This is a genomic window from Amycolatopsis sp. WAC 04169 (genome assembly GCF_003947535.1).
In the GTDB taxonomy this organism is placed as follows: Bacteria; Actinomycetota; Actinomycetes; order Mycobacteriales; family Pseudonocardiaceae; genus Amycolatopsis; species Amycolatopsis keratiniphila.
Window position 1 is genome coordinate 408,652 of record NZ_QHJI01000006.1, and the last position, 16,214, is coordinate 424,865.

Consider the following 16,214-nt stretch of genomic DNA (forward strand, 5'->3'; position numbering starts at 1 on the left):
GCCCTTGTCTCAGCGAGAGACGACAGGCCAGGTCGTTTCGCCGTACCCGGACCGCACCCCGTTCTTCCCGGCGTGCCCGTCCAACTGCGCGAAAAGATCCTTGTCCGGCCCGTGGAGCATCCGCATCTGCGTCGGATAGCGCAGCAGGGCCTCGAATTTCCGCGCCCGCGCGTCCGCCTCGACCGAGGCGAATTCGGGAGCGCCGAGCCGGAACCCTTCCGGGAGTTCGGCTTCCCCTTGAGCGAACATCGCGTGCGGGAGGTCTTCCCACAGCCGCACCGGGATTTCCCTTTCCCGCGCGACGAGCAGCGTGGCGTCCCGGGTGATCTCGTTGTCGATATGTCCGCTGGCGGCCGCGCAGGTCAGGATCAGCGTCGGGTCGCACTCCTGGACGACCGACGCGATTTCCTCCTGCACCGCGGAGAACAGCGGATCGGCCTGCGATGACAGCCGTCCGATGGCCAGTTTCTGCCGTCCTGGCACGTTGTCGGCCATCCACCGGCCGTCCGCCGCCTTGCGATAGATGGCGTCGAGGAACCGGCTGTGCCGGTACTCGGCCCCCAGGTGGCCGAGTGCGGCGATGTCTTCGTCACGGCGGCGCAGCGACGCGTCCTCGTCCGGCGACAGCCCCCAGATCGAGTGCAGCCGGTCCGCCGCCGGTGAGAACGGGGGCGTCGCGGTACCGGCGAACACCGTGTGGACGGTCACCTTCGCGCCGTCCCGTTCCGCCTGGGCGAGGCCCGCCCCGAAGGACAGGACCGCGTCGTCCAGATGAGGGGAGATCGCCAGGATCCGGTCCGCGCCGAGGTCTCGGGTCATGGCGATCAGCTCACGTGCACGTTCGGCACGTACCGGATCCACTGCCCGCCGGCGTCGCGGAAGGCCTGCTCCGCGTTCATGATCTCGTCGGCGTGGTTCCAGGCGAACAGCAGCGCGTAGTCCGGGTGGTCGCCGGCGAACGCCTGGTACTCGCGAACCGGGATGTGCTGTCCGGGGCTGAGCCTGCCCTGCTTGGCCGGGGTGGTGTCCGAGATGAACTCCACCAGATCCGGGGTGATGCCACAGAAGTTGGTCACCGTGGCGCTCTTGGCCGTCGCGCCGTAGCCCACGACGCGCTTGCCCTCGGCGCGGAGCTTGGTCAGCAACGCGATCAGGTCTTCCTTGATCTGCTTCACGTTGGCGGCGAAGCGTTCCAGCGTGGCGTACTCCGCCAGCTTGCGCTCGGCCTCCCACGCCAGGAGTTCCGCCACGGCCGCGGACGGCTTACGGGCCCCGGCGAGGGCGAGGGTGTACCGGACCTCGCCGCCGTGCACCGGGATGCGCTCGACGTCCACGAGTTCGAGACCGTTGCGCCGCGCCATCTCCTGGACCGAGCGCGCGGTGAAGAAGAAGAAATGCTCGTCGTAGATCTGGTCGAACGACGTGCGCTCCACGATGTCGCCGAGGTACGGGTCCTCGAACACGAACACGCCGTTCGGGCGCAGCAACGTGGTGACGCCCTTCAGGATCGAGTCCATGTAAGGGATGTGGCACAGGGTGTTGGCCGCGTAGATCACGTCGGCGGGGCCGTCGTTCTCCCGGATGTCGGCCGCCGTCGCCTCTTCGAAGAAGTCCTTGCGGACGCGGATTCCCTTGGCCGCGGCCAGATCCGCGACGCCGCCGGAAGGTTCCACACCGAGCTGGCGTACCCCCGCTTCGGCCACGGCCTTGAGCATGATGCCGTCGTTGCACCCCAGCTCGACGATGAACGGGTCCTCGCCGGTCAGCTCCGTGGTCAGCAGGCGCTTGGCCAGTTCCTGGAAATGCGTGCGCATGACCGACGATCCGGACGAGTGGTAGGGGTACGCCTCGTGGAACATCAGGTCCCTCGGGACCTCTTCCATCAGCTGCACCATCGTGCAGGACTCACAGATCCCGGTGGCGAGCCGGAAGAAGAACTCCTTCTTCTCGTCGCCGGGAACCACGAACGCGTCCGAAAGCGGCTGGCGTCCGAGATCGATGAACTCGGTGACGGTGCCGTCACAGATGCGGCACCGGGAAGTGGTCGACATGCGGTCTCCTCTGTACTGGTGATGATCAGGCGGGAACGGCGGGCTGGTTCCCGGTCACCGCGGCGAACAACAGGTCCGCGGCCACCGCGGCCCCGTCCGTCTGGACCGTTTCCGCTACGGCTTCCGCTCGCACGCGCGTTTCCGGAGCGAGGGCCGTGGTGAGCGCCGCCGACAACGTGTCGAAGGTCGGGGTCGGGCCGTCATGCGCCACACCGACCCCCAGTTCGGCCACCCGGGCGGCGTAGTAGGGCTGGTCCGCGATCTGGGGAACCAGGATCTGGGGGACGCCCGCCCGCGTGGCCACGTGGGTCGTGCCCGCGCCGCCGTGGTGGATGACGGCGGCCACCCGGCGGAACAGCACCTGCTGATTCACTTCGCCGATGGCGAAACAGTCCTCCCGGTCGTCGGGCAGGACCAGATCGGCCCAGCCGCGGGAGAGGATCACCCGGTGGCCATGGGCACGGATCGCCTCGATGGCCACCTTCGCGGCGTCGGCGGGGGCGCGCAGGCTGCCGAACCCCAGGTACACCGGCGGTGGGCCGGCGTCCAGGAACGCCTCCAGCTCAGCGGAAATCGGTCGTTCGTCGGGCAGGATCCACGCCCCGGTCTGCACGGCGTCGAGATCCGTGGGTTGCAGCGGGGCCAGTACCGGGTCCGCCGCCATCCACGGGTGATCGGTGTAGCCGTGGCCGAAGATGTCCTCCACTGGCGGCAGGCCGATGGCGGCGCGCCTGCTGTTGAGCGGCTCCCCGTACCGCCGGTAGGCGCTCTGGTTGTTGCGCTCCCACAGCGCCTGGATGTCGGTCCCGTCCGGTGCGGGCGGCTCGCCGAGGGGCGGCGGAGGCGCATAGTACGGCGACGGCACATAGCTCGGGCAGTGGAAGCCATAGAAGTAGGGGATGCCCAGCTTTTCGGCCACCGACCGCACGCCGATGGCGGCGGCCAGCAGGCCGGTCGTCACCACCGCGGCGCATCCTTCGGCGGCCGCCGGAATCCGCTCGAACTGCGTGGCGATCGTCTCGGTCGTGAACCGGAGCATGTCCTCGGCCGTCAAGGGTTTCGCCTGCCCGGCCGACGGGCGCGCCGACGCACCGAGGGGCAGATGCGGCACGTCGACTTCGGCCAGCCGGTCCGCGCAGTCCGGCGGCGCGCACATCCGCACCTCGGCGCCGCGCTCCCGCAACCGCACCGCCAACGCCACCAGTGGTTCGACGTCCCCGCGGCTACCACACGTCGCCAACAACACACGCATCACGTATTTCCCCGTTTTCTCCGGTTCTGGCCGGCGTCCGGTCGCTGATGGTTCACGCGGGAACGGCGGGCTGGTTCCCGCCGACGGCGGCGAGCACCAGCTCCGCGGCCGCCGCCGCGCCGTCGGTCTGGGCCATGGCCGCCACGGCCCGCGCCCGCGCGCGCGTCTCCGGCGCCAGGACCGTGGTGAGCGCGGCCGACAGGGACTCGAAGGTCGGCGTCGGGCCGTCGTGCGCCACACCGATCCCCAGATCGGCCACCCTGGCGGCGAAGTACGGCTGGTCGGTGTTCCGGGGGATCACGAGCTGGGGGACGCCCGCCCGCGTGGCCACGTGTTCCGTGCCCGCGCTGCCGTGGTGGATGACGGCGGCCACCCGGGGGAACAGCGCCTGGAAGTTCACCTCGCCGATGGCGAAACAGTCGTCCCGGTCGTCGGGCAGGAGCAGATCGGTCCACCCTCGGGAGAGGATCACCCGGCGGCCGTGGGCACGGCTCGCCTCGACGGCGATCTTCGCGGCGGCGGCGATCCCCTTCCCGGACGAACTGCCGAAACCCACATGCACCGGCGGTGGGCCGGCGGCCAGGAACGCCTCCAGCTCCGGGGGAAGCGGCCGGTCGTCGGTCAGGATCCACGCGCCGGTCTGCACGGCGTCGACGTCCGGCTGCAACGGGGCGAGGACCGGGTCCGCCGACAGGATGGGCCGGTCGCCGTGGCCGTAGCCGAAGACGTCCTCCACCGGCGGCAGGCCGATCGCGGCCCGCCGTCGGTTGAGCGTGTCCCCGTACCGTTCCGCGAACCGGTGGGCACGCTCTTCCCAGAGTGTCCGGTGGTCGGTCACGCCCGGGGTGGTCGGCTCGTCATAGGGCGGCGGGAAGTGCGGGGAAGCCAGGTAGACCGGGCTCGGGACGGAGTAGAAGAAGGGGAGGCCCAGCTTTTCGGCCACCGACCGCACGCCGGTCGCGGCGGCCAGATCGCCGACCGCCACCACCGCCACGCATCCTTCGGCGGCCGCGGGGATCGCGTCGAACTGCATCTCGACCGTCATGGCCGCGAGCCGCCGCTCCTCCTCCGGTGGCGGCGGCGGCATCCCCTCCTGCAGCATCATGTGCTGCGGAAGGCCGACCGGCACATGCGGCACCTCGACCTCGGCCAGCCGCTCGGCGGCGGCGGGCGGTGCGCACATCCGCGTCGCGACGCCGAGCGCCTTCAGCCGGACCGCCAGCGACACCGCGATCTCGACGTCCCCGCGGGTTCCGCACACCGACAACAACACACGCATTTCGCTACCCCTGTTTCGTGCTCGACCACCGGCGCACCGCCGGCGTGCGGAGATTTCAGGCCGGGTGGTGAGGCAGCCACTTCATCCCGTCGGGCGAAGTCACCAGGCCGCCGGGGAACAGCGGCAGCTCGGGTTCGGCGTCCTCGCCGAGCAGCGCCTTCATCTGGACCTGGCCCGCTTCCTGCATCGCCTGCTTGACCACGGTCGACTTGAACATCGGCACCATGTCGTCGCCGTCGCCTGTCGCCATCTTGTCGACGGCGGCGGCGAATTCGGCGCTGTTCGCGGCGATCCGGTCGGCGGCCGTCAGCGCGGTCTCGCCGGACGACACCCCGCCGATCAGCTCGACGAACGACTCGATGTCGGTGCTCTGGTTCTGCGTGACCTTCTTGGCCTGCCAGAAGTACGATTCCTCGTTGACGTTCATCTGATAGAAGGAGACGAGGAACTCGTAGAAGACGCCGTACTCGCGGCGATAGCGCGCCTCGAACTCGTTCAGCGCGGTCTTCTCGTCGAGGTCGCCCGCGAGGACGCTGTTGATCGACCGGGCCGCGAGCAGCGCGCTGTAGGTCGCCAGGTGCACCCCGGAGGAGAACACCGGGTCCACGAAGCACGCGGCGTCGCCGACCAGGACCATCCCCGGCCGCCAGTAGCTGTCCTGCTGGTACGAGTAGTCCTTGCGCACCCGCAGTTCGCCGTACCTGCCGGTGGTCACCCTGGTCGCGTTCGAGAGGTACTCCGAGATCAGCGGGCATTCGGCGATCAAGGTGTTGAGGGCCTTCTCGCGGTCGCCCTGGATCTTGTCGGCGTCCTCCCGGCGCACGACCGCGCCGACGCTGGTCAGCGTGTCGCTCAGGGGGATGTACCAGAACCAGCCGCTGTCGAAGGCGACGCTCAGGATGTTGCCCGACACCGGCTCGGGCAGCCGTTTGCCACCCTCGAAATAGCCGAACAGCGCGAGGCTGCGGAAGAACTCCGAGTAGTTCCGCGAACCGCCGACCTTCGTGTAGAGCCGGCTCTTGTTGCCCGACGCGTCGATCACGAACCGGGCCGAGACTTCGTGCGCGTTGCCGTCCGCGTCGGTGTAGCGCGCGCCGGTGACCCGCTCGCCGTCCTCCACGACGTCGTTGACCGAGCAGCCTTCCCGCACGACGACGCCCTTGCTCTTGGCGTTCTTCAGCAGGATGTCGTCGAACTTCGCCCGCTCGACCTGATAGGCGTGCGACGTCGAGCCCGCCATCTTGGCCGAGATCCCGAAGTGGAACGTCCACGGCTCCGGACGGGCGCCCCAGCGGAACGTGCCGCCGCGTTTGATCGGGAACCCGGAATTCGCCAGCTCGTCCGCGACGCCGAGCATCCGGCAGACCCCGTGCACCGTGGCGGGCAGCAACGACTCACCGATCTGGTACCGGGGGAAGACCTCTTTCTCCAGCAGCAGGACCCGGTGTCCCTGCATCGCCACCAGGGTGGCCACCGTCGAACCACCCGGCCCGCCGCCCGCCACCACAACATCGAAATCTTCGACCGACATTTCCCACCATTCCTTTGTCGAGTGTCACTTCGCCGGGCCGGTCGTCACCAGGTGACCGGTACTTGATCGGGGCAGTCAACGAACGCGCTGCGGTACTTCACTTCTTCGACGGGCACGGCCAGCCGCAGCCCCGGGAATCGCCGCCACAAAGTCTGATAGGCCGTCCGCAGCATCGACCGGGCCAAAGCGGCACCGACGCAGTAATGGATTCCGTGCCCGAACCCGACATCTGAAACAGCGGTTCGGTTCGCGTCGAAAACGTTCGGATCGGGGGTCAGCGCTTCGTCCCTGTTCGCCATGAGAACCGAGCACAGGACATAATCCCCCGCTTTGATCAGCTGCCCGTCGACGACCACGTCCTTGATGGCGAGCCGGGGATTCGGCGCCTGCACGGGCGACAGATAGCGCACCAGTTCGTTGACGACGCGGTCGGCCTTTTCCGGGCCTTCGAAAAGCAACGGTATCTGGCCGGGGTGCTGGAGGAGGGCGAGCACGCCGAAGCCGATCATCCCCGCGACGGTTTCGACACCGCCGAGGATCAGCGCCGTGCACAGGCCCCGCAACTCCTCGTCCGTGACGTTGCCGCCGTACTCTCGCACGATCGTGCCGAGGAGTCCGTCGTCGGGCTCCGCGCGCTGCCGGGCGATGAGGTTGTCCAGGTACCGGTTGAACGCCGCGCTGTCGGCGGCCCGCGCCTTGAGGCCGCGGCTCAGATCGGCGTTCCGCCTGATCCGCCGGACGAACTCGCGCTGGTCGTCACGGGGGATGCCGAGCAGTTCGCACAGGGCGTGAGCGCCGACCGGATCGGCGAACAGGCCCTGGAGATCCGCGGGCGATCCCTCGGCCTCCAGCATGTCGAGACGATCGTCGACGAGGCTCTGGATCGCGGGCTCCATCCGGCGGATCCGCCGGACGGTGAACTCCGGCGTCAGCATCTTCCGCAACCGGGTGTGCTCGGGCGGATCGTAGGTCGAGATCTGCCCGACGAACTGGGCCTCGACATGCGCCCCGGATTTCGCCTGGGTGAATTGCGGGCGCGTCGTGAAATTCTCGTGGTCACCGAGGATCCTGCGCACGACGTCGTAGCCGTGGGCCTGCCAGACGAAATCCCGGCCGAGCTGGGCCGAGGAATCGCCGGCTATCCGGACGAGCGGGCCGTGCGCCCTCAGTGCGAAATTGTCCGTATGCGGATCGCAGTTCGTTCTCAGCTGAAAGTTCGCGGGCTCCTCCAGGAGTGGCGCGACCTGTTCGATACCGTGCCCCATCCGACTGGAACTCCTTGGTAGACCGGGAAAGTGTCTTTCGGCTTCGACCGCCCGAACACAGCGACGCCCAATTTGACCGGTAATCGGGCGGCACGTCCAGCGACCTCGCGTGGACGGAGCCGCCGATCACCAGGCGACCATCAGCTCGGTCAATCCGTACGCCGGGGTGGTCAGGCGGAACTTGGTGTCCTGCGCGGGATCCGCCAGCCTCAGCTCGGGAAAACGCCGCCACAGCAAGGTGAACACGGTACGCAGTTGGAGCCGGGTCAGCGCGGCGCCCAGGCAGTGATGGACACCGTGCCCGAACGCGACATGCGGCGCGGACTCGCGGGTGACGTCGAGGCGTCCGGGCTCCGGCACCAGCGCGGGATCCCGGTTGGCCGCCGGGAGGGAACAGATGACGCTATCGCCCTTTTTGATCGCCTGGCCCGCGATGGTGATGTCCCGCATGGCGATCCGGGGAGTCGGGGAATACGGGACCGTCAGGTACCGGATCAGCTCGTCGACCGCCCGTTGCGCCTGCTGCTCGTCGCCTTGGAACGCGGCGATCTGCCCGGGGTGCCGCAGCAGGGCCAGCGCACCGAGGCCGATCATGCCGGAGATGTTGTCGTCACCGGCCAGCATCACCTGCACGCAGAAGCCGCGCAGTTCCTCGTCCGTGGCTTCGTCGCCGTACTCGGCGACGACCGCTCCGATCAGCCCTTCGCCCGGTTCCTTGCGTTCCCTGGCGATCATCGCCAGCAGGTAGCGGGAGAACGCCTCACCCGCCACCGCGCGTCTCTTCTGGCTGCGCGAGGCGTCGAGATGCGCGTGACACAACTGCAAGAACGTGGCGCGGTCGTCCCTCGGCACACCGATCAGTTCGCACAGCACGGCGCCGGGGACCTTGTCGGCGACGATCCCCACCAGATCCGCGGGAGATCCCGCCTGCTCCAGCTCGTCGAGCCGTTCGGTCACGATCTGTTCGATGTACGGCCCCATCCGCTGCATCTTGCGCAGCGTGAAACCCGGGTTCAGCTTCTGCCGCAGCCTGGCGTGCTCGGGCGGGTCGTAGTCCATCAGGTTGCCGACCAGTTCCCGCGGCCGGAAGATGCCCTTCCCGCCGATCTCGTCCCGCGGGTCCCAGCGACGCCGGGTGCTGAAACTCTTGTGATCGCCCATCACCTGCCGGACGACGGCGTGCGCGGTGGCCATCCAATGCGTTTCGGCGTCCGCTCCGGAGCCGATGGTGACCCTCGTCAGCGGCCCGGCGGCGAGCAGTTCGGGTGCCGGGTCCAGCCCCTGTCTGCGAATGTGCAGCGGGCGCGGGTCGTCCTCACTCAACGGGAACTCCTTTGCGAACGTGTCATGCGCTTTCATGGGCGGGCCGTCCGCGAGCGTGTCGCGAAAGCCACTTTCGGGACATCACACGTCGCGAAAGTGGCTTTCGCGACACGCTCGGCTCCCGTCGTTGAGAGGGAAGGCGAAAAGGGTGACGTGCCGGGGCCGGCCGTCCACTGAGATGGTGATTTCCCGTGACTGGCCGGACAGCACCTGTGATCCAACGGACGACACGCGTGACTGGAGGGACGGCATCCAACACGGCCGATCCGTCCGCCTGAACGTGCTTGTCGTCCATCCAGTCACCTGTGTCGTCCCTCCAGTCACACGACAGCGGGCCGGCCCGACATTGCGAAAGCCACTTTCGCAACGTTGAAGGTTGCGAAAGTGGCTTTCGCAACGCAGTCCGCGGACCGGGCCGGCGCCGGCTTCGCCTTACCCGGCAACGGAACGGCCCGGGCTACCAGTCGAGCAGCAGGGATTCGACGTCGAACGGCGGCGGGCCCAGTTTGATCTCGCGGTCCGGTTCGGCCAGCCGGAGCTTGGGAAAGCGGTGCGCCAGGCCCGGGATCGCCGCCCGGAACACCATTTCGGCCAGCGGCCTGCCGAGGCAGTGATGGATGCCGTGCCCGAAGGTGACGTGCGCCGGCTTTTCCCGGGTGATGTCGAACCGGTCCTCCGGGTCGGGGAACTTCCGGCGGTTCGAAGCCAGCAGCGAGCAGGTGACGGCGTCGCCCTTCTTCACCAGCTGGTCACCGATGTACACGTCCTCCCGCGCGATGCGCGGGGTGGTCTTCTCGTCGCTGGTGAGGTACCGGGCCACCTCGTTCAGCCAGTCCGGGACGGTTTCCGGCTCGTCCCGGAGCACGGCGAACTGCTCGGGGTGCTCGACCATCAGCCACGCCCCCGCCGCGAGGAACCTGGCCACCTGGTCCCCGCTCGCCCCCATGACGAACGCGGCCACGCCCAGCAGTTCCGCGTCGGTGATGTCGTCGCCGTGCTCGCGCACCACGGCGCCGAACATGTCGTCACCGGGATCGCGGCGCGTCTTGGCCGCGATCTGGCCCATGTACGTCCAGTACTTGTTCCCCGCCGCCACACGCCGTTTGCCCGACCGTTCGGCCCGGCTGGCGTGCAGGGCGCGGGACAGGTCGGCCTGGTCGTCACGCGGGATGCCGAGGAAGTCGCAGATCACCGTCGTCGCCACGGGCCACGCGAACCGCGGCACGAAGTCCACCGGCCCGCCGGTGGCCTCGATGTCGTCCAGCGTGGCCTCGACGATCGCCTCGATCTTCGGCCGGAAGTCCTGCATGCGCCGGAAGGTGAACGCCGACGCCACCATCCGGCGCAGCCGCGTGTGTTCCGGCGGGTCGTACTGGTTGAGGAAGCCGGGCCAGATCCGGCCCGCCGCGGTGCCGCCGAAGAGCAGCTTGGCGCTGAACTTGTCCGAGCCGAGCACCTGGCGGGTTTCCTCGTACCCGGTGGCGAGCCACCCGGTCCGCCCGTCCGGGCCGTCTTCGGACTCCATCACGGACATGCGGCCCTCGGCCATCAGGGAGCGCAGTTCCGGCCCCGGATCGAAGCGCTCTCTCCGGTGGATCTCCGTGCCCCGGAGGGCGTTCTTCTCCTCGAACACTGCACAAGGTCCTTTCGCCTCATCCAGCCGGTGATCGAAGGTCGCGGCGTGTCCAACCGTCCGCGTTGAGCGGCTGGACACGCGCCCTCAGGCGCCCGCTTCCTGGATGAGGCTCTTCGGCCGGAGGTCGGTCCAGTTCTCCTCGACGTAGGCGAGGCATTCCTTGCGGCCTGCCTCGCCGTGCACCGTGGTCCAGCCCGCGGGCACCTCGGCGAAGGCGGGCCACAGCGAGTGCTGTCCCTCGTCGTTGACCAGAACGAAAAAGGAACCGTCTTCGTTGTCGAAGGGGTTGGTCATCGTTGTGTCCTTTCACCTTCCGGACGCTGCCGGAGTTTCTCGGCGACGATGGCTCCAATCTGGCCCAGCGCCGCGGTTTGCACCATGTCGTAGTGGTTGGACGGGACGTCGTGGGTCTCGATGGTCCCGCTGGTGAAGTCCTTCCAGCTGGCCTTCGCCACCGAAACCGGCAAATGCTCGGGACGGTCCACAGTGGCCACGAAGAGCAGGATGTCGCCGGCGAAGGGGGAAGAGACGTGGCGTGGCCCGACGTCCCAGAGGTTGCGCATGACCGCCTCCAGGCGGGCACGGGCGGCCTCTCCCTTGACCAGCTGGCCCGCGAGGTCGAGGTCCGCCTGGTTCCGCTTCGACAGCGCCTCTTCCTCGCTCGCCGCCCCGGTCGTCTTCCGTCCCATGTAGACGGGATAGGCGTCGAGCAAGGCGAGCAGGCCGACCTTCTCCCCTTCCTCCTCCAGCAGTTTGGCCATCGCCTGGGCGATACGGCCGCCGAGCGACCAGCCGAGCAGGTGATACGGCCCTTCCGGCTGCACGGCACGGATCTGCGCGAGGTAGTCGGCGGCCATCTCCTCGACGCTGCCCGGCAGCGGCTCGGTCCTGGCGAGACCGCGGGCCTGGACGCCGTAGACCGGCTGGTTCGGCGGGAGGTGACGCAACAGCGGCTCGTAGTTCCAGCTCAGCCCGCCGCTCGCGTGGACACAGAAGAGCGGGGGCCGGTCCCCGGCCGTCCGGAGCGGCAGCAGGATCTCGAAGTCGCCCGTCTTCACCGAAGAGCTCGTCCGCCGCCGCTCGCCGACGACGACCAGGGTCTTGGCGGGCGTCTTCCTGGCGAGCAGACCGGTCCGCAGCATCCGGTGCCCCTCCTCCCCGAACGGACACGGCACGGTCGGGAGATCGGCCGGTCCCTCGTCCACCGCGGGACCGGTGACGTAGAGCTCGCCGACGGTGCCCGGGGCGACGGGGCGCGACCGCTCGTCCAGTACGAGCGCGCCGAGCGGCCCGTCCCCGGCCACGCCGGCGACCACCTGCGGGACGGCCCCGGCCCAGCGCGCCGGCGCGATGGGCGGACGGGAGCGTTCGAAGTCGTCCAGGAAGAGGTCCAGCTCGCTGATCCGCCGCCCGGGATCCTCCGCCACCTGTTCGAGGACGCGGACCAGCCGCCGGGCCACCGACTCGGCCGTGGCCTCGTCGAACAGGTCGGTGGCGTAGCGCAGCACGCCCTCGAAGCCGCCCGGTTCGTCGTCGTCGTCGAAAAGCTCGGTGAGTTCGACCGACAGGTCCAGCTCCATGGCATCGACCCCACCGGGTTCGACACTGGTGCGCAGGGCGGGCAGTTCCGCCGCCGTCCAGCCGTCGATGTCCTCCTCGTCCACCCGCAAACCCACCTGGAACACGGGATGACGGGAGAGCGAGGCGGGCAGTTCGAGCAGTTCGACGATGCGCTCGAAGGGCACGTCCAGATGCTGTTCGGTCGCCTGGAAGGCTTCTTGCACCCGGTTGACGACCTCCAGATGGGTCGGATCACCCGAGAGATCCGTGCGCACGGCGAGCGGCCGGGTGAACGGTCCGACCATCGGTTCGAGGTCGAAGAGTTCCTCGTCCCGGGGCAGCGCCGAGCCGATCACCACGTCTTCGCCCGCGCCGTACTTGGCCAGCAGCATGGCGAGCGCCGCGTGCACCAGCCGCGACGTTTCCACGCCCGCCGACTCCGCGGCCTCCGTCAGCCGGGCGTGCGGGCCGGCGTCCAGTCGCAGCGCGACGGTGCCCGCCCGCCGCGACGGGACGGCGGGCCGCGGCCGGTCGAACGGGAGCACCGTCTCGCCGTCGATACCGGCCAGGTTCTCCCGCCAGAAGGCGAACTGTTCGTTGATCAGGCTGCCGGGTTCGTTCTCGTCTTCCAGCAGCCGCCGCTCCCAGAGCGCGTAGTCGGCGAACTGCAACGCCAACGGCGCCCGCTGCGGGACCCGGCCCTCACGCCGCGCGCCGTAGGCGGCCGCCAGGTCGCGGAAGAACACGTCCAGCGAATCGTCGTCCGCCAGGATCCGGTGCACCTGGAGGTGCAGCACGTGTTCCTTTTCCGAGAGCTCGAACAGATCGCACCGCCACGGAACCTCACGGGTGAGGTCGAAGGCGGCCTCGCGCCGCTCGGCGAGCAACCCGGGGAGGGCCTCCTCGGTCACCGGGATCGGGACGGGCCCGGCCGCCGGGGTGTCGTGGACGAGCTGGTGCACGCTCTGCGCGTCACCGGGGAAAGTCGTGCGGAGGAGCTCGTGCCGCTCGGCGACGTCGCCGAGCGCCGTCACCAGCGCGGGCACGTTCAGCTTGCCGTGCAGGCGAAGCGCGACCGAGGTGGTCAGGCCCGCCGTCTCCCCGCCGGGATCGGCCAGCAGCCAGGCCCGCAGCTGCCGGGCGGTCAACGGCACCCGGTCCGGCCGCTTGGCGGCTTCCAGTACGGGACGGGACTTCGCGGCCAGGGCCCTGGCCAGCCCCGCGGGCGTCGGCGAGGAGAACAGCTGCCGGATGGGCAGGTCCTCGCCGAGTTCCTCACGGATCCGCGCGACGAGCCGCATCGCCAGCGCCGAACTGCCACCGAGGTCGTTGAAGGCGTCGTCGACCCCCACCTGCTCGACGCTGAGGATCTCGGCGAACAGCGCGCACAGCACCTTTTCGGTCTCGCTCTCCGGCGCCTTCTCCGACGAGCGTCCCGCGAGGTCCGGGGCGGGCAGCGCCCGCCGATCCACCTTGCCGTTGGGGGTGACCGGCAGGCCGGGCAGTGCCACGACCGCGATCGGGACCATGTAGTCGGGCAGGACCAGGCCCATCCGCCGCCGGATCTCCTCCGGCCCGGCGTCGGTGCCGTCGGACACGAAGTAGCCGACAAGGCGCTTTTCGCCCGGCTGGTCCTCACGCGCCAGCAGGACCGCCTCGACCACTCCCGGCTGGGCGGCCAGCACGGCCTCCACCTCACCGAGCTCGACCCGGTAACCGCGGATCTTCACCTGGTCGTCGGCGCGGCCGAGGAACACGATCTCGCCGTCGCGGGTCCAGCGGGCCAGGTCCCCGGTGCGGTACATGCGCTCACCGGGGAGGAAGGGGCACGCCACGAACCGGTCGGCGGTCAGGCCGGGGTTGTTCAGGTAGCCGCGGGCCAGCCCCGTGCCCGCGATGTACAGCTCGCCGGCCACACCCGGCGGGACCGGGCGCAGGAAGGCGTCGAGCACGTAAATCCGGCGGTTGGTCATCGGGTGGCCGATCGGCAGCTCGGGGCCGAGCACGGCACCGGGTTCGATCGGCAGCCAGGTCGCGCACAGGGTGGTCTCGGTCGGCCCGTAGGTGTTGCGCACGCGCAGGCCGGGCTGGGCCCGCCGCAGGTTCTCCACCGACTGCAAGGGGACCACGTCGCCGCCGGTCCCGATCTCGATGAGGCCTTCGAAGCACTCCGGCGAGGTTTCCGCCAGTGCGCGGAAGGTGCCCGCGGTGAGGTGGACGTAGGTCGCGCCCCGTCGCACGGCCTGCCGGACCCCGGCCGCGTCCAGCACGCCCGGTTCGGTGAGCAGGACCCGGGCGCCGGAGACGAGCGGCACCCACATCGCGTACAGCGACGGGTCGAAGACGTGCGTCGCGTGCATCAGGACGCCGTCGTCCTCGCCGATCTGCCAGCCCGCGTCACCCGCCAACCCGGCGACCGCCCCGTGCGGGATCCCCACGCCCTTCGGCAGGCCGGTGGATCCCGAGGTGTACATGACGTACGCCAGATCGTCCGCGTGCGGCCGGATCCCCGGTGCGGCGCACCCGTCCACGGCAGCGCGTGTTCCGGGCGCGTCGAGCACGATCGCGTCCTCCGGAGCGACCGCCTTCGTGGCCTCGGTGCACAAAACGGTCGAGACGCCGGAGTCGGCGAGGATGAAGGCGACGCGCTCGGCCGGGTACTCGATGTCCACCGGCACATAGGCGGCGCCCGCCTTCCAGATCGCCAGGAACGCGATGAGCAGCTCCGGCGACCTTTCCATGGCCACGCCGACGCGGTCGCCGCGGCCGACGCCGCGACCGGCGAGATACCCGGCCAGCCGATCCGACGCCTGATCGACTTCGGCGTAGGTCAGGTTCGCGCCGCCGGCGTCGATGATCGCCACCGCGTCCGGCGCCCCGGCCACCCGCCGCGCGAACAGTTCGACGACGGAGTCCCCCGGCACCGGCCCCGCGGTCGCGTTGAAACCGTCCACCACCAGGGCGCGTTCGGCCTCGCTCGCGAGGGTCAGCCGGCCGACGAGGACGTCGGGCTCGGCGACCAGCCGCTCCAGCACCCGTGCCATCGCGCCGACGACCGATTCGGCGGCCGCGGGATCGAACAGGCCCCGGTCGTAGTCGAGGATGAGCGGCATCCGTTCGCCCGGGCCGGTGACGAGGGTGAACGGATAGTGCGAGGAGTTGCTCCCCCGCTTCAGCGGGAGCAGGTTCAGGCCGTCACCCGACGGCCGCCCGAGTCCCTTGCGGGGGAAGTTCTCGTAGATGACGAGCGTGTCGAAGACCGCCCCGGGGCCGGCGACGCTCCGCACGTCCTGGAGCCCGAGATACTGGTGCGCCATGAGCGCCGCCTGGCCGCGCTGCACCTCGTCGAACAGGTCGACGGCCCGCTTCGCGCCGTCGAGCCGGACACGGACCGGCAGGGTGTTGAGCAGCTGCCCCACCATCGACTCCACCCCGGGGAGATCGGCGGGCCGCCCCGAAGCGGTCGCGCCGAACACCACGTCGGTGCGACCGGCGAGCTGCGACAGCACGACGGCCCACGCGCCCTGCACGACGGAGTTCAGGGTCAGACCGTTGCCGCGCGCCAGCCGGGCGAGGCCGTCGGTCAGCTCCGCCGACAGCTCGACCACCGTGGTGTGGATATCCGGCACGCGCGCCGGATCGGCGGGAACGACCAAGGTCGGGGTGTCGAGCCCGGCGAGCTCGTTCCGCCAGGCCGCCTTCGCCGCTTCCTTGTCCTGCCGTCCCAGCCAGGCGAGGTAGTCCCGGTAGGAGACGGTGGGCGACAGCCCGGACGCGTCGCCTCCGGCGGCGTAGATCTCGGCGAGCTCGCGGTGGATGATCGGCATCGACCAGCCGTCGGTCAGCACGTGGTGCAGGGTGTGCACGAGCCGGTGGCTCTCCTCGCCCAGCCGGATCAGGTGCAGTTTCATCAGCGGCGCCGTTGCGACGCTCAACCGCTCGGCCACCTCCGCCGCGGCCAGCCTGTCGACTTCGGCTTCGACGGCGTCGGCCGCCAGTCCCGAAAGATCCGTCTCCCGCCACGGGATCTCGGCGTCCCGCGCGATGACCTGCACCATCTGCGCGCCGCTGACGTAGCGGAAACAGGCCCGCAACGCGGCGTGCCGGTCCACGAGCGCCTGCCACGACGCCTTCAGCCGTCCCGCGTCCAGCGGCCCGTCGATCCCGTAGACGGTCTGCACCGTGTAGGTGTCCGGCCCGTCCTTGTCGAGGGCGGTGTGGAAAAGCATTCCCTCTTGCAGCGGCGAAAGAGGCCAGACGTCCTCCACGCTCGAGCGGGGCTTCGCGCGAGTGTCGTCTACGGTCACGATCTGCTCC

General features: G+C 69.7%; 10 protein-coding genes. All 10 read right to left on the minus strand.

The annotated features are described in order from the left end of the window. Positions 1-9 precede the first annotated feature (9 nt). Positions 10-819, minus strand: coding sequence for a PIG-L deacetylase family protein (locus DMC61_RS18020; RefSeq protein WP_125690246.1), 810 nt, complete (start codon positions 817-819; stop codon positions 10-12). A 5-nt stretch (positions 820-824) separates the two neighbouring features. Continuing rightward, complete coding sequence (locus tag DMC61_RS18025) at positions 825-2,051, minus strand: class I SAM-dependent methyltransferase (protein ID WP_125690247.1); 1,227 nt, start codon at positions 2,049-2,051, stop codon at positions 825-827. A 25-nt stretch (positions 2,052-2,076) separates the two neighbouring features. Next, a complete protein-coding gene (locus DMC61_RS18030) occupies positions 2,077-3,303 on the minus strand; it encodes a glycosyltransferase (protein ID WP_125690248.1) in 1,227 nt (408 codons plus the stop codon). 52 nt (positions 3,304-3,355) lie between these two features. Further along, complete coding sequence (locus DMC61_RS18035; protein WP_125690249.1) at positions 3,356-4,582, minus strand: glycosyltransferase; 1,227 nt, start codon at positions 4,580-4,582, stop codon at positions 3,356-3,358. A gap of 55 nt (positions 4,583-4,637) precedes the next feature. Further along, positions 4,638-6,113: a tryptophan 7-halogenase gene (locus tag DMC61_RS18040; protein WP_125690250.1), complete on the minus strand. Its 1,476-nt coding sequence runs from the start codon at positions 6,111-6,113 to the stop codon at positions 4,638-4,640. A 44-nt stretch (positions 6,114-6,157) separates the two neighbouring features. Next, positions 6,158-7,378: a cytochrome P450 gene (locus DMC61_RS18045; protein WP_125690251.1), complete on the minus strand. Its 1,221-nt coding sequence runs from the start codon at positions 7,376-7,378 to the stop codon at positions 6,158-6,160. A 126-nt stretch (positions 7,379-7,504) separates the two neighbouring features. Beyond that, positions 7,505-8,701: a cytochrome P450 gene (locus DMC61_RS18050; protein ID WP_125690252.1), complete on the minus strand. Its 1,197-nt coding sequence runs from the start codon at positions 8,699-8,701 to the stop codon at positions 7,505-7,507. A 457-nt stretch (positions 8,702-9,158) separates the two neighbouring features. Next, complete coding sequence (locus DMC61_RS18055; protein WP_125690253.1) at positions 9,159-10,334, minus strand: cytochrome P450; 1,176 nt, start codon at positions 10,332-10,334, stop codon at positions 9,159-9,161. Positions 10,335-10,421: 87 nt separating this feature from the next. Beyond that, a complete protein-coding gene (locus DMC61_RS18060; protein ID WP_007034149.1) occupies positions 10,422-10,631 on the minus strand; it encodes an MbtH family protein in 210 nt (69 codons plus the stop codon). After that, complete coding sequence (locus DMC61_RS18065) at positions 10,628-16,204, minus strand: non-ribosomal peptide synthetase (protein WP_125690254.1); 5,577 nt, start codon at positions 16,202-16,204, stop codon at positions 10,628-10,630. The genes DMC61_RS18060 and DMC61_RS18065 overlap by 4 nt, the downstream gene beginning before the upstream one ends. Between the last annotated feature and the right edge of the window lie 10 nt (positions 16,205-16,214).

Coding starts and splice junctions, on each gene's coding strand:
- DMC61_RS18045 (WP_125690251.1), bottom strand. CDS start 7,378: ATGGGGCACGGTATCGAACAGGTCGCGCCACTCCTGGAGGAGCCCGCG.
- DMC61_RS18060 (WP_007034149.1), bottom strand. CDS start 10,631: ATGACCAACCCCTTCGACAACGAAGACGGTTCCTTTTTCGTTCTGGTC.
- DMC61_RS18040 (WP_125690250.1), bottom strand. CDS start 6,113: ATGTCGGTCGAAGATTTCGATGTTGTGGTGGCGGGCGGCGGGCCGGGT.
- DMC61_RS18020 (WP_125690246.1), bottom strand. CDS start 819: ATGACCCGAGACCTCGGCGCGGACCGGATCCTGGCGATCTCCCCTCAT.
- DMC61_RS18030 (WP_125690248.1), bottom strand. CDS start 3,303: ATGCGTGTGTTGTTGGCGACGTGTGGTAGCCGCGGGGACGTCGAACCA.
- DMC61_RS18035 (WP_125690249.1), bottom strand. CDS start 4,582: ATGCGTGTGTTGTTGTCGGTGTGCGGAACCCGCGGGGACGTCGAGATC.
- DMC61_RS18025 (WP_125690247.1), bottom strand. CDS start 2,051: ATGTCGACCACTTCCCGGTGCCGCATCTGTGACGGCACCGTCACCGAG.